The sequence below is a fragment of the Acinetobacter sp. 18QD2AZ41W genome (assembly GCF_009829025.1).
GTDB lineage: Bacteria > Pseudomonadota > Gammaproteobacteria > Pseudomonadales > Moraxellaceae > Acinetobacter > Acinetobacter pseudolwoffii.
This window is the reverse complement of record NZ_WURP01000010.1, coordinates 1-25582: the sequence shown is the minus strand read 5'-3', so window position 1 is coordinate 25582 and position 25582 is coordinate 1. Positions and strand designations below refer to the sequence as shown.

Genomic DNA, 25582 nt, shown 5'->3' with positions numbered 1-25582 from the left:
AAGGTAGTATATGAGTCTTTATGAATTAAAGTTTTGATCAATTTAGATCATTTAATGTTGTTTTGGTCACTTTTTTTAGATTTTTTATTTTATAAAAGTCACCTAGATTTTGGTTTCAATAAATTTAATTTAAAATAAAAATTTACCATATGGTAAAAATTTATATATCATCAAGTTGAACTGTACCAAGATTGTCGGAGAGGCACTGTTGCAAATAGAGATTTGAGTCGATGATGTTCCCTTTAAAAAGTGCTTAGAGACCGGAAACCCTGTTGATTAGACACACTTCACCCTGAGGCTGACCATAATAGAATGACGATGGTTGTCCTTTACGTAGTGCACGCATGACTTCAATACTTTTAAAAGTTTTACCATTCACTACTTTTGTTAATTTCTTCATTAATCCAGTTTAAAAAATGGTTCACTTTGAGAATGTTCTCATGGGTACGTGGATAAACTAAGTGGTGTGCGGATATGGGCACGGATAAGTCATCAGGGAAGACTTTGACAAGTTTTCCTGACTCTAAATAATTTTGGGTAAGTAAATTGCTTTCAAGGACGAATCCGAGTCCATGTGTGGCTGCTTCAAGTGACATGTAAGAGCGATCAAAACTAAAAGTATAAGGAAATTCAGGAACACTTAATCCTTGGTGAGCAAACCATTGGGGCCATGTCACGAGAGTAGACTTTGATAAAATTAATTCTTTTTTTAATAAATCTTTAGGCTTAGTTACTGGACTACGTTCAAGTAGTTTAGGGGAGGCAAGAACTTCTAGTTTTTCACTTCGAACGGTTCTAATTTCGACACCTGTCCAATTGGGAATACCATGACGAATATCAATATCAATTTTATCACGCGTAAAATGAAGGTTTTCATAAGAGCAAGATAAATTCACCTGAATAAGAGGATATTGTTCTTTAAATGATTCCAATCTTGGCAATAGCCACAGAAGTCCAAAGCTAGGAGAAGAATGGATATATAAGCTATCTTTTGGGCTTTTATCTGATGCTTGTTCAGTTGCTAACATCAAATTATGCAGGATAGTCGTTACATCTTGATAATAACGCTCACCTGAAGGCGTTAAAGTAACTCCTCGTGCGCCTCTTATAAATAAACTTTGACCAATCATTTCTTCTAATTTTGCTATTTGATGACTGACAGCAGATGGTGTGAGACTTAAAACCTCTGCTGCTTTTGCCACATTTCCTAATCGAGCAGTTTGTTCAAAAGCTTGTAAGGTTTTAATTGCAGGCACCTGATTGTAATTTTTTTCACTACTCATGCTATAAAAATCCATTTTTATTTTAAATCACTACCTAAAATATCACAGACATGAATTTTATTCATGTCTAGTTGAGTTTAACCTTATTGCTGCGACTTATAAAAACAGCGAGACTAATTAGGAAGAAAATAAATGAATGAGGAAGAACGACAAATGTTATTACAAGGAAAAGTAGCGTTAATCACAGGTGCTGCATCTGAGCGTGGTATCGGGCGTGCAACAGCAGAAATCTTTGCGCAACACGGTGCAAAAGTCATTATTGTAGATTTAGATCTTGTCCAAAGTCAGAATGCAGCAAAAGCACTAGGTGAAGGGCATTTGGGTCTTGCTGCAAATGTAGCCAATGAAGAGCAGGCACATGCAGCTGTTCAGCAAGCACTTCAGCAATATGGAAAGATAGATATTTTGGTCAATAATGCAGGTATTACCCAACCTGTAAAAACACTTGATATTAAACGTAATGATTACGATCGAATTTTAGATGTTAGCCTACGTGGCACACTCATTATGTCGCAAGCCGTGATTCCATCTATGAAAGAAAATGGTAGTGGAAGTATTGTTTGCTTATCTTCAGTTTCAGCACAACGTGGCGGTGGTATTTTTGGTGGCCCTCATTACAGTGCTGCTAAAGCTGGGGTTCTAGGGTTGGCAAAAGCAATGGCACGTGAATTTGGTGCAGATAACATTCGTGTGAACTCACTTACGCCAGGTCTTATACATACCGATATTACTGGCGGACTGATGAATGATGACCGACGTCATGACATTCTGGCTGGAATTCCACTTGGGCGTTTAGGCAAAGCCCAAGATGTTGCAAATGCTGCACTCTTTTTAGCCAGTGATTTATCTACTTATCTAACGGGTATAACGTTAGATGTAAATGGCGGCATGCTTATTCACTAAAGTTCAGTGTTAAACATTTAAAATAACATCATGGTCACGAGAGGATATTGTGGCCAAGTGTAAAGGGACTCGCATGATGGATACTGTACTTTCATCTAATACGGATGCTATTCGTAAATCAGCATATCGGAAAATTGCATTTCGGCTGATGCCATTTTTAATGCTTTGTTATTTTTGTGCCTACCTAGATCGCGTAAATGTTGGCTTTGCCAAACTTCAAATGATGAGTGATTTACAGTTTAGTGAAGCTGTATACGGCCTCGGTGCAGGTATTTTCTTTATTGGATATTTCTTATGTGAAGTACCCAGCAATATTGTATTACACAAAGTAGGCGCCAGACGATGGATTGCTCGCATCATGATTACATGGGGTATTTTGTCAGGCTGTTTTGCATTTGTTGAAACAGAGTGGCAATTCTATACCTTACGCTTCTTACTTGGTGTTGCTGAAGCTGGATTAGCGCCAGGTCTATTACTTTATCTTACATATTGGTTCCCCTCTTATCGTCGGGCCCGTATGACTGTGCTTTGGTTTATTGCGATTCCAATTTCAGGAATGATCGGTGGGCCTCTATCTGGCTTAATCATGGACCAAATGAACAATGTGCAAGGGTGGCATGGTTGGCAATGGATGTTTGTACTTGAAGCTATACCTACAGTGGTTGTTGGTTTGTTAGTCCTCGCAGTTCTTAAAGATTCTGTTCAAGATGCACATTGGTTAACAAGTGCTGAAAAGAATTTAGTTCAACAAGAAATTTCACAAGATAATCAGCAGAAAGAAGGGCATAGCAGTATTAAAGACTTCATTAGTGATAAACGCTTGTGGTTACTTGCTGGAATCTACTTTTGTGTCGTAATGGGACAATATGCAATTACTTTCTGGTTGCCGACATTAATTCGTAACTCGGGTATTAGTGACAACTGGCATATTGGCTTGTTGACCAGCCTGCCTTATATGTGTGCCATAGTTGTAATGCTGTTAGCAGGCCGTAGCGGAGATCACTTTAGAGAGCGTCGCTGGCATTTAATTATTCCTATGTGTGCTGGTGCAATTGCACTGACCTTCGCAACATTGTTTGCCTCAAATCTAACCCTATCGCTGATTTGTTTATGTATTGCGGCATCGGGTGTACTCACTGCATCTTCTTTGTTTTGGATGTTGCCAACCAACTTTTTAGGTGGTGTTTCAGCCGCTGCTGGTATTGCTGGAATCAATAGTTTTGCCAATCTCGCTGGATTTTGTTCTCCATTTCTCATCGGCTGGATTACGACTAATACAGGTTCTAATGCCATAGGTATGTTCTTAATCACAGCAGTTTTACTTGTCGGTGCCACACTGGTAACGCGCGTTCCAGCAAAACTTGTTAATCGTTAATAAGAGAAGTTAATCATGTCAAATATTAATAAAGAAGCTCGTATTGCTGAACTACAGCAACGTGCCTATAACATTCGTCAACATGCGTTACGTATGGGACAAGTACAGGGCCAAGGTTATGTTGGGCAGGCCTTAGGTGCAGCTGATCTACTTGCAGTTTCTTATTTTCATGCAATGAAATATCAGCCTGAGAATCCTGAGTGGGAAGGACGAGATCGCTTTTATCTTTCAATAGGTCATTATGCAATTGCTTTATATGCAGCTTTGATCGAAGCAAAAGTTATTCCACTTCAAGAACTAGAAACTTATGGTTCTGATGACAGTCGTTTACCTATGTCAGGCATGGCAACGTATACCCCTGGTATGGAAATCACAGGTGGTTCATTGGGTCATGGTTTAGGCATTGCGGTAGGTGCTTGCCTCGGATTAAAGCAAAAGAAATCAGAATCTTTTGTTTATAACTTCCTATCAGACGGTGAGCTGAATGAGGGCTCGACATGGGAAGCTGTCATGTCAGCTTCACATTGGAAATTAGATAATCTCATCGCAATTATTGATGTGAATAATCAGCAAGCCGATGGGCATTCAAGTGAAATTCTAGCTTTTGAACCGATTGTAGATCGTTGGCAGTCTTTTGGTTGGTATACCCAACGCGTAGATGGCAACAATATGGAAGCTTTACTTGATGCTTTCGATCAAGCGAAAAGTCACGAAGGAACATGCCCAAGGGTCATTATTTGCGATACCAAAATGGGTAAAGGTGTTTCATTTTTAGAAAGCCGTGAAAAAACACATTTTATTCGCGTGGATGAACGTGAATGGGATGAAGCTTTAAATATATTAACCCATTACGGCAAATAAGGAGTCTAGATCCATGAGCCAATTAGCGAACTCTCCTAAGAAAAAATTAAAAACGTCTGCCATGATTGCTTCTATTGCTGCAGAAGGGCAACCAACCAAGTCTGCACCATTTGGACATGCTTTAAATGCACTAGCGAAAGAGCGTGATGATATTGTTGGATTATCAGCAGATCTATCCAAATATACAGATTTACATATTTTCGCGAATCAAAATCCAGACAAGTTCTTTCAAATGGGAATGGCCGAACAACTCTTGATGAGCGCTGCTGCTGGATTAGCTCGAGAAGGTTTCGTTCCTTTTGCCACGACTTATGCTGTTTTTGCTTCACGCCGAGCTTACGATTTTATCTGTATGGCGATTGCCGAAGATAATCTAAATGTGAAAATTGTAGCAGCCCTTCCTGGTTTAACTACAGGATATGGACCAAGTCACCAAGCAACAGAAGACATTGCCATTTTCCGTGGAATGCCAAATCTAATGATCATTGATCCATGTGATGCCTTGGAAATTGAACAGGCTATTCCGCAGATTGCTGCTCATCAAGGTCCTGTTTATATGCGCTTGTTGCGTGGTCAAGTTCCATTGGTACTGGATAAATATAACTACCAATTTAAATTGGGTAAGGCCCAAGTCATTAAGCCTGGTAAAGACCTATTGATTATTTCTACCGGATTACTGACCATGCGTGCGCTTGAGGCAGCGGAAGAGCTAGAAAAAGAAGGGGTAGAGGTTTCTGTATTACATGTACCTACGATTAAACCATTAGATGAACAGACCATTTTAGACGAAGTAGCTAAAGGAGGTCGTCCAGTTTTAACTGCTGAGAATCATTCTGTGGTTGGAGGCTTAGGTGAAGCAGTTGGAACCTTGCTATTAAGAAATGGGCAACATCCACGTTTTGATATGATTGGTTTACCTGATGCATTTTTAGATGCAGGCGCATTACCAACACTACATGATCGTTATGGTATTTCTACAGAAGCCGTTAAAGCAAAAATTAAAAATCACTTAACCTAAGAGAGTCCAACTCTGTTAGTGAATTGAGCATGGTGTATGACAGGAGTCCCGCCATGCTGCAATTTTATCACACCACTTTTAATCCAATTTAATCATTCAAAATAGCTTATTCAATTAGCTGTTTAGGGAAACTTATATTCAAAATTTGCAGGGATTGTGCAATGAAAAAAAGTAATTTTTTATGTCTTATTAGTGTACTTATTGGAACAAATACAGCTTGTTTTGCTGAGAACTTATTTGATGTAAATCGGACAAATTTAACAGGGGATTGGGATGGCAAACGAACAGCTTTAGCAGATAAAGGAATCAAATTTGATGCTAGTTCCAATCTCGATATTGCTTATTTAGCAGATGGTGGATATGCCCCACGACAAGACCCAACATATGTTAGCCAGTTTTCACTCGGTTCAACTTTAGATTTAGAAAAATTGATAAATGTAGACGGGGTGAGTGTCAGAGTATTAATTATGGCAAGACAAGGGCAAAGTGTATCAGTAGAGCAGATTTCCGATCCGCAAGCACCGCAATTGGCCAATGTACAGGCAAATTATGGTCGGGGTAATTCGGGTACAAGGCTTGCAGAACTGTCGATTGAAAAGAATTTCAGTAACGCAGTTACCAGTATTCGAGTTGGGCGTTTTGCCATGGGAACCTATTTCAATGTGATGTCTTGTGACTTTCAAAATAATTCTTTTTGTGGTGCACAAATGGGGAAATGGCAAGGCAATAAATGGATTAATGCACCTGTAAGCCAGTGGGCAGTAATGTCTAAATATAGTTTTAATCCTGAAGCTTTTATTCAATTTGGTGTATTCGAATATAACCCAAAAAACTTGGAAGAAAACGAAGGATGGAATCTAGATACAAAAGATGCAGACGGTTTTAATATTCCTGTCGAGTTGGTATGGCAGCCTAAAAACGCAGTTAATGACTTGCCTGGAATATATCGTATAGGAGCATTTTATAATACTTCTGATGAGGCCGATAATCAAAAGGACATCGTAACAGGAGAGTCTGAAGATAATACATATGGAGTATGGGGAGGAGTAGAACAGCAGTTATCGTCTAGGAATTTACCAAATCAAGGATTATATGGATTCATGAACTTCAGTTTCCATAATAAAACTACGAATAAAATTGGAAATATGCAACAAGTTGGTTTGAAATATATTGGTCTTTTAGATACCCATGCAAATGATATTTTTGGATTAGCAATAAACAGAATAAGTGTTAGCGACCGATTCCGTGCAAACTATTCAAATATTAATGAAGATGCTGAATATAATTTCGAAATTAATTACTCCTACTTCCCTGTTAAATGGTTAATGCTACGACCAAATATGCAGTACATCATCCATCCAGGTGCAACCAATTATATAAATAACGCTTTAGTACTAGGCTTCAGTTCGAAAATTATTTTTTAAAAATTAATGAATTGTTATTTCAGCTTTTGAAATACGAACTTTTCCTTTACTAGCTAAAAAAATATTTAGCGCCAAACTACGAATATCTTTAATAAGATTATGAATATATTACGAAATAAATGGGTATATAAATGATTAAGCCTATCCAGAAAATACTTATTGCTAATCGTGGCGAGATCGCGATTCGAGTCATGCGTGCTGCCTCAGAAATGGGCATCCGTACAGTTGCAATTTATGCAGAAGAAGATAAATTTGCCCTGCATCGCTTTAAATCGGATGAAGCTTATCAGGTAGGGGCAGGGAAAAAACCAATCGCTGCCTATCTGGATATTGAAGATATTATCCGTATTGCAGTTGAGGCAGGGGTAGATGCTATCCACCCAGGTTATGGCTTCCTGTCTGAAAACCCTGAGTTTGCAGAGGCTTGTAGCCAAGCTGGCATTCGCTTTATCGGTCCAAAACCAGAAGTAATGCGTCAGTTAGGCAATAAAGTGATGGCCCGTAAGGTTGCAATGGTTGCATGTGTGCCAGTTATTCCTGCTACAGCAGCACTACCTGAATGCATTGAAGACTGTCAGTTACTGGCAGCTGAGGTAGGCTATCCACTCATGCTCAAAGCGAGCTGGGGCGGTGGAGGTCGTGGCATGCGCGTGGTTGAACATGAGAAGGAACTCGAAGATGCAATTACTGTTGCACGTCGTGAAGCCAAATCTGCGTTTGGCAATGACGAAGTTTATCTAGAGAAACTGATTCGCCATGCCCGTCATGTAGAAGTGCAGATATTAGGTGATACCCATAGCAATATTGTGCATCTATTTGAACGAGATTGCACTGTCCAACGACGTAATCAGAAGGTGGTTGAGCGTGCGCCTGCACCTTATTTGTCCGAAGCCCAACGTAATAAAATATGTGAGGCCGCTTTAAGATTGGCTCGCGCAGTAAATTATACTCACGCCGGTACGGTCGAGTTCTTAATGGATGCTGAAACAGAAAACTTCTATTTTATTGAAGTTAACCCGCGTATTCAGGTGGAGCATACAGTCACAGAAGAAATTACTGGCATTGATATTGTTAAAGCACAAATTCGGGTGACTGAAGGTGCCGCGATTGGAGATGGTAGCAGTTTTATTCCACCCCAGGAGCAAATTAAACTGTTAGGCCATGCATTACAATGCCGTCTCACCACCGAAGACCCTAAAAATGGCTTTATGCCGGACTATGGACGTTTGACCGCATTTCGTAGCGCAACTGGTTTTGGGGTACGGGTAGACAGTGGTACTGCCTATACTGGTGCAGTCATTACGCCTTATTATGATTCATTACTGGCTAAGGTAACGGTTCGTGGTGCAAGTGCGGATGAAGCTAATGCCCGTATGCTACGAGCATTACAAGAGTTTCGTATTCGTGGTGTTTCAAATAATTTGGCATTTCTAGAAAATGTGGTGACACATCCTCTATTTACACAAGGTACCTGTACTACCCGATTTATTGATACCACTCCTGAATTATTTAACCTTAAACCTAAGCAGGACCGTGCGACAAAGTTATTAGAGTTTTTAGGTGACATTACCGTCAATGGGCAACCTGAACTTAAAGGACGTCCGCTTCCTGAGACAGTTCCAGCTCCAGCACAGTTACCAATATTTAACTTGAATCAGAATATTCCAAGCGGAACCCGAGACCAGTTTAAATTACTGGGTGCAGAAGGGTTCTCAAATTGGATGCTAGATCAAAAGCGTGTATTGGTTACTGATACCACTATGCGTGATGCCCACCAGTCCTTATTTGCAACACGAATGCGGACCGCAGATATGTTGGCTATTGCACCTTATTACTCCCAGATGGCCAGTGAGCTATTTTCACTAGAGTGCTGGGGGGGCGCAACCTTTGATGTGTCGATGCGTTTTTTAAAAGAAGATCCGTGGGAACGTTTAGCTAGACTTCGTGAAGCAGTGCCGAACATTTTATTTCAAATGTTGCTTCGCTCATCTAATGCCGTGGGTTATACCAACTATCCAGATAATGTGGTTCACCACTTTATTGCACAGGCAGCACAAGGTGGAATCGATTTATTTCGTGTATTCGATTCGCTAAATGCAGTTGATAACATGCGGGTTGCTATTGATGCGGTTCGAGAGTCGGGCATGTTGTGTGAAACAGCAATCTGTTATACCAGCGATATCTTTGACAATAACCGCAGATATAACCTCAACTACTATGTTGATATGGCAAAGCAGCTACAAAAGGCAGGAGCCAATATCCTGGCTATTAAAGATATGGCGGGGATATGCAAACCAGCCGCAGCACGTGAGCTGGTCAAAGCATTGAAAGAAGAAACCGGACTGCCAGTTCATTTTCATACCCATGACACCAGTGGTATTGCAGCAGCCAGTATTTTGTCAGCAATTGAGGCAGGCGTAGATGCTGTTGATACTGCCATGGATGCCATGAGCGGTCTCACTTCACAACCAAGCATGGGCTCTGTGGTTGCGGCCTTACAAAATACAGATCGGGACACAGGACTTAACCCTAACAACCTGCAACAGCTTTCGACATACTGGGAAGGTGTGCGCCATATCTATAAGCCGTTTGAGGCGGATATGCGTGCTGGTACAGCTGATGTCTATCATCATGAAATGCCGGGTGGACAATATACTAACTTGCGTGAACAAGCTCGTTCAATGGGTATTGAAGAGCGCTGGACGGAAGTATCTGATGCCTATGCACAAGTTAACTTATTGTTCGGTGACATTGTTAAAGTCACTCCAACCTCTAAAGTGGTGGGTGATATGGCCTTATATATGGTATCGAACAATCTTAGTCCACAAGATATTGAAGATTCTGAACTTGAAATTGATTTCCCTGAGTCGGTGGTTTCCCTGTTTAAGGGGGAGCTAGGCATACCAGTACATGGTTTTCCAGAAAAGTTACAGAACAAGGTATTAAAAGGTGCAGCCCCGTTAAATGACCGTCTTGGTGCAGTTATGCCACCAGCCGATCTGGCGGGTAAAAAAGCAATGCTTGAGAATATGTTTGGGAAACTAGTCACTGAACAAGAATTGGCGTCATACCTGATGTATCCAAAAGTCTTTACCGACTTTATGCAGCACGAAATGAAATATGGCACGGTCTCAAGTATTCCATCTTCAGCGTTCTTTTATGGTCTAAAAGAGCAAAGTCCAGTCGAAATCGAACTTGAACGCGGTAAAGTACTCGAAATAAAACTGTTGGGCCGCTCAGAAGCCAAGGATGGAGTGATTGATCTGTTTGTAGAGCTGAACGGCCAGTTACGTCTGGTTCAGATTAAACAGGCAAGCCAAAAAGAATCGACGGCTCATTCAAAGGCAGACCCGAAGAATACAAAACATATCGGTGCTTCGATGCCGGGCATGATTAGTACAGTACCTGTAAAACTTGGTCAGTCTGTCAGGAAAGGTGAAACCTTATTTACCATTGAAGCAATGAAAATGGAGATTGTGATTAAAGCTGATCAGGACTGTGTGGTTCAGGAAGTTTTAATGGGTGTGGGTAATCAGGTTAAAAATATGGATTTAGTTTTAATATTAAATTAAAAGATTTAGTTATAATTTTGGCACTGTTGCAAATAGAGATTTGAGTCGATGATGTTCCCTTAAAAAGTTCTTAGAGATCGAAAAATCTGTTGATTAGATGTATTAATTCAGACTTGATCGGACATAGCTCTTGAAAAATAGGAAGTTACCCATTTTGATGTGTGCTGAAAAAACAGGACACTTCGACTTGGGAGATTCTATGCAGCCAATTTAAAAAAGTCCTCTGCTGTTTGATTTGGTGTTTTAAAATCCAGTCCTTTCTGAACTCTCTGCTGATTATAAAATAGCTCTATGTATTTTGTAATATCTGCTTTAGCTTCCTCTCTTGTTTGATAGTTGCGATGATGAACCAATTCATTTTTTAATATTCCCCAAAAGCTCTCAATCGGTGCATTATCGTAACAATCACCGCGTTTAGTCATTGAACCCTGAAATCCATATTTTTCAAGTATATTCCGATATTCATGACTGCAATATTGACTACCCCTATCTGAATGAACGATCAAGCCTTCAGTTGGCTCATGATTGCCAATAGCCATACTCAGTGCATTACAAACAAGCTGTGACGTCATACGCTCATTTAAGCTATAGCCAACGATTTGTTGGCACTGTTGCAAATAGGCTGACATGATAAGCTAAATATCTTAGATTGGTGTAAAAATAAAGTTAGTAAATAAATTATATAAATCAAATACTTTTTTATTAAATATAAAATTTATTTGATTTAATTTTGTTAATTTTGGGACTGTGTTATTCTACTATTGTGACGCTAAAAATAACTTACCTGTGCAGAAAAAAATGATGACACCATTGCTCATTGATGCATTAACAATTTCTGAAGGCAGGTTTGAAAAACCATGCCCAGTTTTAGTTTTGAAAATGATGTTACTCAATGAGGAAATGAGCCGGGAGTTTTCAGAAAAAATTAAAAATCAAGCATTACTACTGCTCGCGATATATCGTAAGTTACTGCTTGCTGTCGATAGGGACTTATGTAAGGTAAAAACTCTAAAGGATAGTGTGAAAAGAAGACACTGGGCTAAAGTGGATAAAGCACAGGACAAGATGGTGGTTGCAGGCCAACTTCGACTAAAGAGTTTAGATCCAGAAGAAATGATTTTATTTTTAAATACACAGCATTTTTTGAAAAAGCTGCCGATTTCCTTTGTTCAAGAATTGGTTAATTGGGCATCACCGGTGGTGAGTGGTAATTTTTTAATCGAAAATGTTTTAGCTGGTTATATCGCCCAGAAGCTTTTGCCATTAGAAAGAATTAAAGTGAAAGAGCTGGGCAAGTCTGTGCAACCATATTTTCATTTAGCTAACTTTTCTGTATTTTTACCTCGACTGGAGGAACTTTATCAAAAATATCAGCAGCAAATTGTTCGTGTGGCACCAATGGCAGAAGTTGCTTTGGCTTTAACAGACTTGAAGAAGGCAAGAGTCTATCGTATTCGGAGTAGTTCATGAAAAGTTATTTCAAGAAGCTCCTAGAATGTATTAATCAGAATGAAAATATAGAAGAAAAAGAACTGATCCAAGCATTATTTTTGTTGCGTGCACACTATAGCTTAGCCGGTATCGTTGTCATTTGTCAGCGAATCTTCACATTGATTGGGGATGATGAATTACCAGAATTTCGTGATGAGCTTAATACGTTAAAGATCATTAGTAGATTGCAGGATTCTAAGAAATATGCACATTTTTTCTCAGAAACAATAGATAGAAACAGACATACACCCACGCCATTACGTCCATACACTGGAGACAGTGGAATTTGTGATTTGCTATTGATTCAAGCAGGAGAAAATCATAATAATGAGAGTTTTGATACTGTAATTATTTGGTTTTTAGAGCAAATTTTTCATTTTCAAGACAAGGTACATGCTCTTGAGCTTTATAGTAGTTATTTAAAGGGTGATGGAAGCATAAAGCTGAAAGACCAAAAAGGATCTCGTGTGTACAATGCCTTTTTAGCGATTAGGCTATTAGGTGATGCTGGTAATACACAGATTTTAGAAGATGTAAAAGCTTCACTGCTTCAAAATTCACCGAAGCAACTGATTCAGTTAATGTCTGTTCATAATAATGATGAACAATTAAATAAAATTTATTATGCATTAAAGCTATTTTTATCACAAATCTGGCGAAATAATCGGCTAAAAAATAACAAAAAACGTCGAGAGTTTTTACACCGTATAGGGATAAAGCACAAAAAATTGATCCTGCAACGATATGGTTCATTAAGTATTGCTATTCAACCTTTAGAAGATGTAGATGAAATTCATCGTGGTCTAGTCTCAGATGTATTTGAGCATGATGAGATTGAAGAAGATGAAACACCATTGGAGCCCTTGTTTAGATTTTTTTTGGCAGAACAATCCGATTTACTTCGAGGGTTTTATGCATCTAAGTCGACTTCTCAACATATTGAAGCTGCAAATGTTGGTTTAGTTTGGACCAAATCGCGATTGTCCTTAAATTCAATTCAAGAAGTATTTAGACTCTGTCAACCATGTGAGGCTGATACTAGCTTAATTCTACGCGCAAAATTAGCTTTAATATTGAGTTTACTTACAGGACGTTCGGTGAGTGAGTTAACAGCGCCGTATTTTAGTCAAAATACTGATCAGAACAATATTGCTGATCAGTATGATCAACACACTGATCAGCATAATATTACTATTCTGTATGATCATACTTTATCTGCATATGTATTGAGTGTTTTCGCAGGTACACCAACACTCAAAATAAAGCCAGAAGAATCTAAATTTCATGTGCCATGGACCAAGAGACTACATTTAGTTTTACCAAATGAGCTCAATAATTTGATTACTCAAGTAAAAAATCTTGCGATTAAAACCCGTCAACTCGCAGTTGAGCGCGAAGTGAAAACACTTATTAATAGTGTGCCTAAAGAATTAGAAATAAGCCTCAAAAGTATTAAAGATGTTCTTCCGCAGTTGTTATATCAGCATAGCCAAGGTGATTTAGCTGTCGTTAAAGCAGTGACGAATGCATCAGGTCTGAATTATGATAACTTGATTCATTATGCATCTTTTGATCAAAAGAAACTTGAACAGTTATGGGCGGATTGTTTAAGAACGATAAAAATTGATATTCCTGAATATATACACTCTTCTAGTGAACGTGTGGGTAGCCCGACAGGGATCAAGATTGCTGAAATACAAAATGAAATTACACGCATAAAAACAACGATAAATCAGGCTGCCGAACAGAAAGATTGGCAGATGCTCTTTGATAACTTAACGTTGTATACAGAATTATGGATGAATCTTGCCACTGCAGGAAGAGGGATTAAGCAACCATTTTCAAAGTGGATCAGTCAGCAAAGTTGGGCATTGATTCAAGATAAACATCGTCCAGATGAATCAACCGATCGCTATGTGCCATTGACGGGAGCGTTGATCAGACAGATTCAAATTTTACGTGCTTTGATGAGAATGCTAGGACATCAAGTTGAACCACGTGTTGATTTATCATCTTATGCTGTGCAACTTTGTGATCCTCTTCAGATTGAAGGATTAGTCAGAAATTGGGCACGGAAGCTGGTTCGCTCTGATGATAATCAGTTATCTGGACGGTTCAAGGATGCTGGACTTGGGCACTGGGTGCGCGGTCGTTATCCATGGGATATGTTATCAGTATTTCCTGTATCAACATTTAAACAACAGTGGCTTGATGTACAAGAAAACTTGCAAAAACAGTTAGGTTTCGAATGTCTTGATGTTTTTGATTTTTTAGCAACCCAGAATATTCCAACATTTGTTTTAACCCAGGAAACTAAAACAGTTCAGGCAGAGATGAAGCCGAGAATACAATATTCAGAAAATGACGTGGAAGAATGGCTGAAAAACTCTGAGTATGAGCCCTATTGTCAGTTGATTTTTGAAGGAAATCCTGAGCCTCAAGTATCTTTAGAGCTTGGACATGTATTGGCTTCTAATTTAGCTAAAAATTCAAAGATTGATTTGCCACAAGCGATCAAGGCATATTGTGCTTATATTCGTGATAAAACTAAAATTCCTTTATTCGTTCAGCTTCCTCAACAAGCGAATCGCACATGGCTGACATCTGAAAATAATTTTAGTATCTGGTGTTATATTGAACAGAACTTACTTGCTCTTATTCAGAGAGATTTAGAACATTTACCTGAATATCAAAATTGTGATATTGAAATAGGACGTTTGCTGGTTGTACTGTCCCTGTATTCGCAACTGTGCCGAGTAAGCCATTTACAAGCGATGTTGGAGTTTATTGCTTCTGATCAACATATAGTCGCTATGGGGAATAGTCGGCTCGTTGAGCTGACAGTGAATAATGATCGATCTGTGACGAAGATACGCCGGACAGTACTGTTAAGTCCTTATGTCTCGACATTAATTTTAGTAGACCGACAGTATTTACAGCCCCGATTAAATGAGATTTTAGGAAAGTCAAGAAATCAACAAAGAACAGCTTGGCAAAAGTGTTTTAATAGATATTTAAAGCAAATCGGGTTTAAGTCAACTCTATCGTTAGCTCAATGGTTGAAAGCTTTACAGCAAAATGTGATGCTCAATAGCACTCCGTTGATTGCAGGTTATATATCAGGCCAAGTTCTGACTGAAGATCTTTCCATAAATGAATTATTACGCTTATCTGGATATGAAAAATTAACCATAGGTTTAGATCGTACTGAGCCAGAAATTGAAATAGACATAGACGATGAGCAATTACATTTGTCTGATATTTTGGCGATAGTTCAGCAGCTAAAAGATGAGTCTAGATCAAGCATTTGGCTTAAACAGCTCGCCAATATTAAAACGAATCACGACTCAGTCAATTTATTAACGAACTTTGTGCAATGGTTGATTCGACGCTGTGAAGCAGAAGAGTTAAGTCAACAGAATCGAAATATGATTCACCTACATTTGGCCATCGTTAGTGCAGGTATATTGGGATTTTCAGAAGACTTAACAAAAGATAGCCAAATTGATGAAGATGTATTCCAAAAATGGATGGAGTTGACGCAAGAGCATTTTCCACACCGCAAGCATCTTGCGGCTTGGAATCGCTTTAGAGATTTTTTAATTCAGTTAAATGATGATCGGATAAAGTTACACAAGCGTGCAGCACATCAAGCAAGTGCTAAAGTCTTTTCAAAAAATGAAGTGCAGCAGATCGTTCAAATCTTACAATCTGTAGAGTCTGGGGTGAATGATGCTGCTTTACGTCTAGAGATTCAGCGTCACTTTCGTTTATCCGCAGCGATGGGGGTACGCCGTTCAGAGACACTTCATTTACGACCTTTAGATATTGATGAGGATATGCTGCGAATTCGCCCTTATGGCGTGCATCGGTTAAAAACAGTTGGATCTGAACGTGTTGTCCCGATGTGTTTATTAAGCCCGATGATTCAAAAGGGATTGAACGATATTTATAAAGATCAGAAAGAATCTATATTAATGTCTGATGAAAACAGGGGGAATAGGCCCTTTTTTGGTCAAATATCTCAAATATTAAAGCAAGTCACAGGAGATGTTGATCTCAGCTTACATCATTTAAGACATACATTTGCAAGTGCGTATACTTTAAAGTGTTTACAAACAACGGTAGATTTTCAAGCGCTTAAGATGGAACTACCATGGCTACAAAATTGGATGCCATCGAATGAGCAATTCAATACGCTAGTAGGTAATGAAGGACAGGTTGGACAAGGGATTAAGGCGATTAGTCAAGTGCTTGGCCATTTACATGAATCGACAACATTAAAGCATTATATTCATATCTTATTTTTGGCTACGTATGCCTATAGTATGCAACAACAGCAACCCAATTTACATACTGCTTTTTTTAAGCGAGTCATGAGTCGGAGTAATTTATTCAGGCATTTCCAAGCAATTCATCAACAGAATGGTAATCTAAAATATGAGTTGAGAGATATTATTGAAAAACATGTGCTCCAAGAAAGAAAAAGCCAGAACTGGGTAATCTATGCTCAAAAAAGAGGGAATTCGATTGGCAATGTAATTAAACATGACCTATTTAAAAACTTTGAAAATATTGAGCGGTATCTTATTTCTGGGCAGGGGCAGCCACGATTAGATATTGAGTCCTGGAAGAGAGCTTTAATTACGATGGCAAACATTCCGTCAGGTAAACGTGGTTCAAATATAGGAAGACATCCATTATCGACACAAGGAAAGTTAGCACGTTTGCCTGAATTACTCAGTGCTGTAGATTTTAATTCTGCACAAGAGATTTTAGAGCGATTTGATTATTTAGAACAAAACCAATCAGAAACTTATAATTGGTTAATAAAAAAATGGTTGTATGAAAGTAATGTAACAAAAGTATTGATGCATTTTACGGCAGAGGATGAACCTATGCTTTCAATCCTTACAGAACATCAGTTTTTTCCGATAGTGATGAAACATAATAAATATGATTATTTTAGAATTATGTCTCAACAAGTGTCATTAAGCGCCGTGCGATGGGTACTAGCATGGTTGAGTGTACGATATTTGGTGATTAGAGATCATATCAGAATTTAAGTAAATATGACTTACGCACGCTTTATTACATAAAGTTTTGAAAGACAGCGCTACCCTAATTGAGCTAAATTCAAGTGACAATTTGGGTATAAGTGCAGCCAAATTCTGTGAATTTGTTCAAGACAGCTACGTGTGCATAAATATCATTTACCTGACTACATCATACCTTGCATTTAATATGCTGCTAGAAGCCGTATAGCATCCTTCCTTGTGCAAATAGCCTAAGCATATATCGTTCAACCTAAGGGGCCTAGGAATCAGCGACTTTGATTTGTTCTTTGCTTTCAATTTGATCCATATGTTATCGATTTATATTTTTTTATTTAAAAATGAATAAAAAAATTCTAATTCGGTTTGACCAAAGAAAAAGATACCCATATGATAATTACATTACAGCAAAATCTGTAATCGGGCGTGGAAACCTGAAAATTACTACAGAAGCATTAAAACCGCTTTAGCGGTTTTTTGTGCTTATTATGCTTAGTTTGCCATTATGGTAGGCCAGGCAGGGCAGTCTATGACTGGCCGTCTTCTGTAGTGCGGTATTTCCACCCCTGTTTGGTCTACCTCCATCTCGTGGAAAAGATGGTTGTAGATAGTCAACTCTAAACTACAGGTACTAAACATGAAGATTTTATTATCTAATCCCCCCATTTCTCTTAGGTCTCTTTTGTTAGCGCTGACTGAATATTGACGGTCATTTAATTCATCGCTTTAACCAAATCGAACTATATACACTTTCAAATTTCGTACTTGAGCGAAAGTAGGACAGTGTTGTCTGGAGAAAATAAAAATGGGTCCAACACGATTATTGACCAATATTATTCAGCGTAAAGTCATGTTGCCAGAAGAAATGTCACCTTCAATGCAGCGTGACAATTTTGAAGTTGCACTGACTGATTTTGAAAAGCATCCAATCATCAAATGTTTATTTAAGGCGGATAACCAGCGTTCTACGGAATGTTGGAGCGTGCAAGAAATTGCAAACTTTATTGAGGATTGCACAGAAGATCAAAACATCAATTTATGCATTTTGTATTGGAAAGATATACACGGCAATATTTACATTATTGATGGGGCACATCGTCTTTCCTGTATTTATGCATGGATCAATAGATATTTTGCGGATGAGCAAGTCCCTCAAGCACCTAATTTCAATGATCAACAAAAACAAGATATTCGTTACCTCCGCAATTATTTAGGAGATCTTGCTGATTTTCAAAAAATTTGTACTGATGCCGAATTTGCAGAAAAAAAATCGAAATTAGGCGATATTAAAATCAGTTTCCGGCAGGTACTGGGGACTCCAGAAGATGCGCGACGGGTATTTCAATCGATTAACTCAGATACTAAACGTCTAGATAAATATGAGGAATATCATCTCAGAAGTCGCGGGAGTGACGCCTATTATGCGATCTATGCCTGTTGTTATATCAATGACAATAAATCTAACTTGGAAGAGCTCCAATATACACGTTTAAATTCGCTGATCGAGTTGGGGGAGAAGATCCATCAGCTGCTTTTCTCTACCATATTATTAGATACTGAAATGAGTCATGGCAAAAAAATTGGCTTGGTCAATGAGCTCATGAATATCATCGCGGGTGATCAGATTCATAATATCATGAGCCTGAATCAGGGTGAACGCGTTGAAAAGATCATGTCACATCTGTTTACGGTCCTTTGCAGAATGGCCACTCCTGTAAAAAATACTGGGGTTCCGAGTTTGGGCTTTCATCCATACTTATATTTTTATAAGGACCAGCGTTTTCAGATTACTTCTTTTCTTGCATGGTTTTCAATTGTGTATGAAATTCATGAAAGCCTCATGCAGATTCATCATCGAACGATTAGCTTTAAAGAGTTTACACGTGTCCGCCGTAGTATTGAGTTCTTGATTGCCAATTTTCCAGTGGCGACCACTGAAACGGTCGGTAAGTTCGGCAGTGGGATTAAAGGCTATGATCGGCTACAAATCGTTTATAAAGCCTTTATCTGTTTAAGCCTGGAAATGGATGTCGATTTTGAAGATGAAGAATGCCTGAACACCTTTATTTTGTCGATGTCAAAGGCTTTCAAGTACATCAACTTTAATGAGTTTTATTCTGAAAGATTTTTGGGTAATTATGATGATGGGGTTGTAGAGCATGTAGTCGGATATGTTGAATCGATTAGCCCGATCTCTCGATCAAAGCCCAAGGCCTTTTCAGCATTAACCAAAAATTTGCTTAAGCACAATTTTCTGGTGGGTAATCATAACTTTTGCCCCATTTGTGATGGATTAATCTATCTCGATTCTACTGAATCGGATCATCGGATTGCCAAAGCCGCAGGTGGCCAAGGGGTGCTAGAGAATGGTCTGCTGGTTCATCCACTCTGTAATAGAATGAAATCAGATCTGAGCCTGGAAGAGATTAGAGCGGATTTGTTTGGTGAATTACTGTATTAATCAGCAGAGTGATGAACTCATTTTCTCAAGTGTGTTAATTAATGATAAATCACATGATTTAACTTTTGATATATTCAGCCAGTGTAGCTTTTTTTAATTAAGTGCAGAATCATAGCTAGAAGCTAGCTGTAGTTTCTGAATGACCGTCAAGGTCCTTAGTTTTGCCCATTGATCCCTCTCTGGGCATTTTTTTTGATCAAAAATCATGTGTAGATGCCCTAGAATAAACCTTTTAGCATTTCATAAGCAATCAAGATTAAGCCTGACACCATCAGCACCACAAAAATGAGTTCCACTCTAGTTAACATATTAATTCCTTTTACTTTTCACTTAATTTATATAGCAGTTAAGTCGCAGCATCAATGACATAACATGACATGGAAAATAATCAAAAAGACAGAATTTGGATTTTTATCAGATCTACTGTTTGCATGCTTCAACAGTAGCTTTGAATGTTTCACTTAAACTTTAAACTTTTTTTAAAATTGAATATTTTTACATCTAGGTTCTAAACTTTGATAGAATTAATTAAAACTTTAGATTTCAAGTGTAAACAATGAGAAGCGCTAATATTCGACGTGATGGCTACTTAAAATTTCTGAATACATGGCAAAACCGTGATGTCATTAAAGTGCTTTCGGGTGTACGTCGCTCTGGAAAATCTACCTTGCTGGCGATGTTTCAACAAGACCTAAAAGCACAGGGGGTACAAGCCGAAAACATCATTGTCATCAACTTTGAATTTATGGAATTTGAAGAACTCACCGATTACCGTAAACTACATGATTATGTATTGTCAAAAGTTGATGAAAGCAAGAAAAACTATGTTTTTTTAGATGAAATACAACATGTTACCAATTTTGAAAAAGTAGTCGACTCTTTATATGTTCGGGATTATATCGATTTATATATTACAGGTTCAAATGCATTCTTTCTGAGTGGAGAACTTGCGACTTTACTCACAGGACGCTATATCGAGCAACATGTTTTACCCTTGTCATTCCAAGAGTTTAAACAGTGGCATATTGAAAATAATCCGATCATCCAACAATTATCCAATCGTGATTTGTATGCTATGTACACGCGAAGTAGTTTCCCCTATACGCTTGCCATGACCAGCCAGCAGGAAACCTATGATTACTTGCAAGCAGTCTATGCCAGTGTAATGTTTAAAGATGTTATTCCCCGTTTAAATACTGCCGATATTAACTCTCTCGAGCGTGTCGCAAGATATTTGGCAAGCGTGACAGGCTCACCCATTTCCATCAATAAAATTAAAAATACCTTTGTTTCAAGCGGGGTTAAAATCTCATTTGAAACAGTGAAGCGCTATATTCGGGGCTTACAGGACAGTTTGCTATTTTATAGCGCCGCACAGTTTAAAGTACGTGGGCGTGAGTTATTACAATCCTCTGAAAAATACTATTTAGTTGATGTTGGATTGCGCCGCATTATGTTGCCTGATGCTAATGCTGATCAAGGTCATATCTTAGAAAATGTGATTTATCTTGAGCTTGTCAGACGAGGTTATACGGTCTATGTAGGGCGGATTGATGAATATGAAATTGATTTTGTTGCTGTCGATACTTTACAGAATTTAACTTATTATCAGGTGGCATTAGAAACCCTCAATGAGGAGACACTAAGCCGAGAGTTACGTCCATTACAGAAAATTTCTGATTCATATCCCAAGTATTTACTTACCTTAGACACGATCGGGACTGAAGCCAATTATAATGGTATTGTAAAAATGAACGCTCTTGATTGGTTGCTGTCTGAAAATAAGTAAAGTGGAGTCTACTTAGGTTAGTTAAAACACACTCTGTTTCGGCCATTATTTTTAGCTTGGTATAAACGTTGATCTGCGGTTTCTAAAGCACTCATTAACTGGGACTCTGCATCTATTTTGGCGGCCCCAAAACTTGCAGTCACTCGAATCTGATGAACAAAAAGGTGCCCTTCAATCTTTTTACGTAAGTGAACCGTACCGGGTTTGTCGGAGGCGAATTTCGAGTAATTTATGGGACAGTTTTGTCACTGCTTTTAAAATTATAAGCAATCGATTGGTAAGTTCTTTACTGTAGGTATTGAAGGTAATAATTGCAGAATCAGGCATCGGCTCAGGCGTGGATTTAGGAGAAGCTGTAATTTTTCGAAAAAGTTAGAAAACCACTTTAAGGCTTTCGATTTAACCTTCTTCCACATCAATAATGGCTGCATTTAATCCCAGCATACTTTTTGAAACACCACCACTTCAATTCAAACAAATTTTAAGAAAAAATCTAAAAAAATTCTCTTTAGAATCTATAGGAAAAACCTAATAAGAATCAAGAATATATACCAAATGATAAAATTTTAAATATTAGGGTCTGTTGACATTTCAAGTATAGAATTTACCCGATAAAGGTAGCCAAATAAATATACAAGCTAATACAACTGCCCCCTCATAGCTACACTTTAGCTTATCATATCGTGTTGCTATTCCTCTGAACTGCTTTAACCTACAAAATGCATTCTCAACTAAGTGTCTGATTTTATATAAATACCAATCCATATGATCATTATTTGACTGAGTATTTGATTTTCTTGGAATATTCGCTTTAGTTTTTTTCGCAGATATTTGTTCTCTTAATGATTCAGAGTCATATCCTTTGTCTGCACAACATACTTCCGTTTCACTCAAATCAAGTTTTTCAATCATTTTGGGAGCAATCTTGACATCATGTATCGTTCCATCGGAGATAATAATTTCGATTGGATTGCCATCCGCATCAACAGCTAAGTGTATTTTAGAACTATTTCCACCAATGCTTTTAGAAATATCCTGATCTTTTATTCCAGCAGAATGTTGGTGTGCCCGAACATGACTACCATCAATAAAAACCCATTCCATATCAGCATTTGAAGAAATTAATTTAAATATTTTCATTAACTTATCATTTTTACACCAACGATTATATTTTTTAAAGATTGAATTATACGAACCAAATTCTTTAGGCAAATCACGCCATGGGCAGCCTGTTCTTATTCTATAAAGTATTGCTTCGACAAAATTTCTCAAATTAGATTTGAAATAGATATCAAAATTTCGGAAAATAGAAAGTAACTTAGACCAGTGTTGATCATTCAGCATTGTACGAGGCATAGCGAGAAGTAAATTTGGTTTGGCGATTAAATTTTACTTTCTCGCTATTTTTTTGAACAGAAAATGTCAACAGACCCTAATGGAATGACTTTAAATTCACTTTTATAACTAAGCAAAGCCACAATTAATCAGAAATTATGATAAGATCAGCTTTCTTAAAAAATGTGTTTTTTATAAAGATGAATTGCTTAGGTAATTTTTACTGTCTTTAGCACATTTTATTATTTTTTCTTTTTTTTAATTCACATCCTATTTTGAACAGATTTTTAATCGCTCAATTTAGGATTGTATTTGCTTATCTTTATAATGCTTATATTTCAAATCCTAAATTGTGACACTCAAAATTGGAGAGGTAATTAAGAACTCAAAACTAATGGAGATAGCAATGGATCGAATTGCAATTATTGGTGCTGGCCCAAGTGGCATGGCCCAATTAAGAGCGTTTCAGTCAGCAAAGGCCAAAGGTCTACAAGTTCCTGAAATTGTATGTTTCGAAAAACAAAATGATTGGGGCGGGCTATGGAACTATACTTGGCGCACTGGTATAGATGAACATGGGGAACCTGTCCACGGCAGTATGTACCGCTATTTATGGTCAAATGGCCCCAAAGAAGCGCTAGAATTTGCCGATTATACTTTTGATGAACATTTCAAAAAACCAATCGCTTCATATCCACCACGTGCAGTACTGTGGGATTACATCAAAGGCCGTGCAGAAAAAGCACAGGTCAAAGATTTAGTTCGTTTCAATAGTGCCGTTCAGCATATTGCCTATGATGAAACAACGCAAAAATTCACGGTAGATGTCGAAGATTATACACAACAACAGCATTATTCAGAACAATTTGATTATGTTGTCGTTGCATCTGGACACTTCTCTACCCCACGCGTTCCTGTTTATGAAGGCTTTGATCAATTCCATGGTCGCATTTTACACGCACACGACTTCCGTGATGCGCTGGAATTTAAAGGCAAGTCTGTGTTATTGGTTGGCAGCAGCTACTCTGCCGAAGACATTGGTTCGCAATGTTATAAATACGGTGCTAAGCAAATTTACAGTTGCTATCGTAGTAAAGCCATGGGCTTTAAATGGCCTAAAAACTGGTCTGAAAAGCCACAATTACTGCGTGTAGATGAAAATACTGCTTATTTTAGTGATGGAACATCTGCCAAAATTGATGCCATTATTTTATGCACAGGCTATTTGCACCACTTCCCATTTATTGAAGATAACCTACGCCTCAGAACACATAACTGCCTTTATCCGCAGGGTTTATATCAGGGTGTGGTGTGGGAAAAGAATCCTCGCTTGTTCTACTTGGGCATGCAAGATCAATGGTACACCTTCAATATGTTCGATGCGCAAGCATGGTTTGTCCGTGATGTGATTTTGGGCAAAATTGCTTTACCAAGCACGGCAGAAATGCAGAGCCATACGCAGACCTTACATCAAAAAGAGCAGCGCCTATTGAACGATGAACAATCTGCCCGCTTCCAAGGTGACTACATCAAACGCCTGATTGCGCAGACGGACTATCCATCATTCAATATTGATGCAGTGCATGATATTTTCATGCAATGGAAAAAGCATAAAAAAGAAAACATTATGGGCTTTAGAGATAAAGTCTATCGCTCAGTAATGACTGGAAAAATGGCTAAGCCACATCACACGCCATGGTTATATGCGCTAGATGATTCTTTAGAAAACTATTTGGAAGATGAAGCACAACGTGAAGCGATGTAAGGCTTAATCACAAAAAGCCACACAATACGCAGCAAAATAGCCAACAAGCCCCATAAGTTATGGTCATGGGGTTTGTTGTTTGGACTGCCACCACTCTCCGAGACAAATAAGGCCGTACAGCCTTTACGACGTAACAACCCTGATGAACATGAACCTCTCGAAGCAAAGAAAGAAATCCTTTGCCTTAAAGCACCGGACGTTTCAATTGCTTCAGTCGCTTTGCAACATGGATTGAATACAAATCTTGTATCCAAATGGATTCGCTTAATTGATGCTAAGCCAGGGAATGATCGCTCACCACTACCGAATAAACCTGCATTTATTGCCTTATCTTGCTCTGCACCATTAGATCCTACTCCTACTGACATGTTAAAGGTTCAAATTACTTTACCCCACTCAAAAGCAGAAATTGGCTTGAAATGGCAAGTATCAGAAATATCTGCTTTAGCAGAATTACTCAAGGCACTTGCAACATGATCCGCATTGATGAAATCTGGCTTTCTACCCAGCCGATGGACATGCGTGCGGGTATGGATACTGCCATGGCTCAGGTGCTGAGAGCCTTTGGCTCGATCAAACCGCATTGCGCCTACCTGTTCTGTAATAAGCGTGGCCATCGCATGAAAGTGCTGGTGCATGATGGATTGGGCATCTGGCTGTGTGCCCGGCGGCTGGAACAGGGTAAATTTCACTGGGCTCAGATTCACCAGGGTGAAACCGTAGCCCTCAGCCCAGAGCAGTTGCAGGCACTGATCCAGGGTTTACCCTGGCAGAGAATTGGACGACAGCAGGTGGTGACGATGCTCTAAACCAGGCTCGTACATTCTGCTATTCTCCAAACGTTCTATTTCATTCTCTTCATGACCTCAGGCATACTGCGGTCATGAAAACGCTGCCTGATTTAAACCAACTGACCCATGAGCAACTGCTGGAATTTACCCGGCAATTGGCGATGCAGCATCAGTCTTTGGCACAATCAAATCAGCAATTAGATGCCAAAGTTCAACATCTGGAAGTCACCAATCAACAATTAGATGGCAAAGTTCAACATCTGGAAGCATGCAACCAACATCTCTCTATTCTCACTCAAAAATACGAGCATGAACTGGCTCTGTTTAAAAAGCACAAATTCGCCCAAAAGAATGAACACCTAACAGCAAAACAAATCCATCTGTGGGACGAAGCAGTCGAAGAGGATATCGCAGCCGTTGATCTGGAACTGGAACGGCTGAATGCAGATAAAACTGATGC

General features: G+C 38.6%; 16 protein-coding genes and 4 pseudogenes. 15 read left to right on the top strand and 5 right to left on the bottom strand.

Features of this window, described 5'->3' with window-relative positions; translation table 11 throughout:
* Positions 1-253 precede the first annotated feature (253 nt).
* Together GVV58_RS12210 and GVV58_RS12205 are read right to left on the bottom strand one after the other, a co-directional pair.
* A pseudogene (locus tag GVV58_RS12210) lies at positions 254-367 on the bottom strand (IS6 family transposase); the annotation flags it as partial.
* Position 368: 1 nt separating this feature from the next.
* Positions 369-1256, bottom strand: a complete 888-nt coding sequence (locus tag GVV58_RS12205) for a LysR substrate-binding domain-containing protein (RefSeq protein WP_159516677.1) — start codon at positions 1254-1256, stop codon at positions 369-371.
* 180 nt (positions 1257-1436) lie between these two features.
* On the opposite strand from GVV58_RS12205, the gene GVV58_RS12200 reads away from it, so the two are divergent.
* The 6 genes from GVV58_RS12200 to GVV58_RS12175 all read left to right on the top strand — a co-directional run bounded on the left by GVV58_RS12200 (position 1437) and on the right by GVV58_RS12175 (position 10436).
* A complete protein-coding gene (locus GVV58_RS12200; RefSeq protein WP_159516666.1) occupies positions 1437-2186 on the top strand; it encodes an SDR family NAD(P)-dependent oxidoreductase in 750 nt (249 codons plus the stop codon).
* Between the two features lie 76 nt (positions 2187-2262).
* A complete protein-coding gene (locus tag GVV58_RS12195; protein ID WP_180051107.1) occupies positions 2263-3561 on the top strand; it encodes an MFS transporter in 1299 nt (432 codons plus the stop codon).
* Positions 3562-3576: 15 nt separating this feature from the next.
* The gene (locus GVV58_RS12190; RefSeq protein ID WP_100535581.1) at positions 3577-4422 is read left to right on the top strand and encodes a transketolase; all 846 of its coding nucleotides are present in this window, start codon (positions 3577-3579) and stop codon (positions 4420-4422) included.
* Positions 4423-4435: 13 nt separating this feature from the next.
* The gene (locus tag GVV58_RS12185; RefSeq protein ID WP_100535580.1) at positions 4436-5440 is read left to right on the top strand and encodes a transketolase C-terminal domain-containing protein; all 1005 of its coding nucleotides are present in this window, start codon (positions 4436-4438) and stop codon (positions 5438-5440) included.
* A 161-nt stretch (positions 5441-5601) separates the two neighbouring features.
* On the top strand, positions 5602-6864 hold the full coding sequence (locus GVV58_RS12180; RefSeq protein WP_100535579.1) for a carbohydrate porin: 1263 nt from the start codon (positions 5602-5604) through the stop codon (positions 6862-6864).
* Positions 6865-6995: 131 nt separating this feature from the next.
* Positions 6996-10436 carry a pyruvate carboxylase gene (locus GVV58_RS12175; RefSeq protein WP_218944672.1) on the top strand — a complete coding sequence of 1147 codons (3441 nt, stop codon included), beginning with the start codon at positions 6996-6998 and terminating at the stop codon, positions 10434-10436.
* A 197-nt stretch (positions 10437-10633) separates the two neighbouring features.
* Here GVV58_RS12175 and GVV58_RS12170 read toward each other — a convergent pair.
* Positions 10634-11041, bottom strand: a pseudogene (locus GVV58_RS12170) (IS3 family transposase); the annotation flags it as partial.
* 193 nt (positions 11042-11234) lie between these two features.
* Here GVV58_RS12170 and GVV58_RS12165 point away from each other — a divergent pair.
* The 4 genes from GVV58_RS12165 to GVV58_RS12150 all read left to right on the top strand — a co-directional run bounded on the left by GVV58_RS12165 (position 11235) and on the right by GVV58_RS12150 (position 21231).
* Positions 11235-11906 (top strand): hypothetical protein, encoded by a 672-nt coding sequence (locus GVV58_RS12165; protein WP_005105953.1) that lies wholly within the window; start codon positions 11235-11237, stop codon positions 11904-11906.
* Complete coding sequence (locus GVV58_RS12160) at positions 11903-16993, top strand: tyrosine-type recombinase/integrase (protein WP_159516664.1); 5091 nt, start codon at positions 11903-11905, stop codon at positions 16991-16993. The genes GVV58_RS12165 and GVV58_RS12160 overlap by 4 nt, the downstream gene beginning before the upstream one ends.
* A gap of 793 nt (positions 16994-17786) precedes the next feature.
* On the top strand, positions 17787-19442 hold the full coding sequence (locus tag GVV58_RS12155; protein WP_159516663.1) for an HNH endonuclease signature motif containing protein: 1656 nt from the start codon (positions 17787-17789) through the stop codon (positions 19440-19442).
* A 556-nt stretch (positions 19443-19998) separates the two neighbouring features.
* Positions 19999-21231, top strand: coding sequence for an ATP-binding protein (locus GVV58_RS12150; RefSeq protein WP_159516662.1), 1233 nt, complete (start codon positions 19999-20001; stop codon positions 21229-21231).
* A gap of 17 nt (positions 21232-21248) precedes the next feature.
* On the opposite strand, the gene GVV58_RS15680 is transcribed toward GVV58_RS12150, so the two are convergent.
* The gene (locus tag GVV58_RS15680; RefSeq protein WP_289845708.1) at positions 21249-21380 is read right to left on the bottom strand and encodes a diguanylate cyclase; all 132 of its coding nucleotides are present in this window, start codon (positions 21378-21380) and stop codon (positions 21249-21251) included.
* 65 nt (positions 21381-21445) lie between these two features.
* On the opposite strand from GVV58_RS15680, the pseudogene GVV58_RS12140 reads away from it, so the two are divergent.
* A pseudogene (locus tag GVV58_RS12140) lies at positions 21446-21666 on the top strand (IS1 family transposase); the annotation flags it as partial.
* 156 nt (positions 21667-21822) lie between these two features.
* On the opposite strand, the gene GVV58_RS12135 reads toward GVV58_RS12140, so the two are convergent.
* The gene (locus GVV58_RS12135) at positions 21823-22587 is read right to left on the bottom strand and encodes an IS5 family transposase (protein WP_159516661.1); all 765 of its coding nucleotides are present in this window, start codon (positions 22585-22587) and stop codon (positions 21823-21825) included.
* 385 nt (positions 22588-22972) lie between these two features.
* Here GVV58_RS12135 and GVV58_RS12130 point away from each other — a divergent pair, with 385 nt between their 5' ends.
* From GVV58_RS12130 to GVV58_RS12115, 4 genes and pseudogenes are all read left to right on the top strand, one after another.
* Positions 22973-24331, top strand: coding sequence for an NAD(P)/FAD-dependent oxidoreductase (locus tag GVV58_RS12130; protein ID WP_159516660.1), 1359 nt, complete (start codon positions 22973-22975; stop codon positions 24329-24331).
* 72 nt (positions 24332-24403) lie between these two features.
* Positions 24404-24808 carry an IS66 family insertion sequence element accessory protein TnpB gene (locus GVV58_RS15675; protein ID WP_252721270.1) on the top strand — a complete coding sequence of 135 codons (405 nt, stop codon included), beginning with the start codon at positions 24404-24406 and terminating at the stop codon, positions 24806-24808.
* Positions 24805-25140 (top strand): IS66 family insertion sequence element accessory protein TnpB, encoded by a 336-nt coding sequence (gene tnpB / locus GVV58_RS12120; protein ID WP_159516659.1) that lies wholly within the window; start codon positions 24805-24807, stop codon positions 25138-25140. The genes GVV58_RS15675 and tnpB overlap by 4 nt, the downstream gene beginning before the upstream one ends.
* 74 nt (positions 25141-25214) lie before the next feature.
* A pseudogene (locus GVV58_RS12115) lies at positions 25215-25582 on the top strand (IS66 family transposase); the annotation flags it as partial.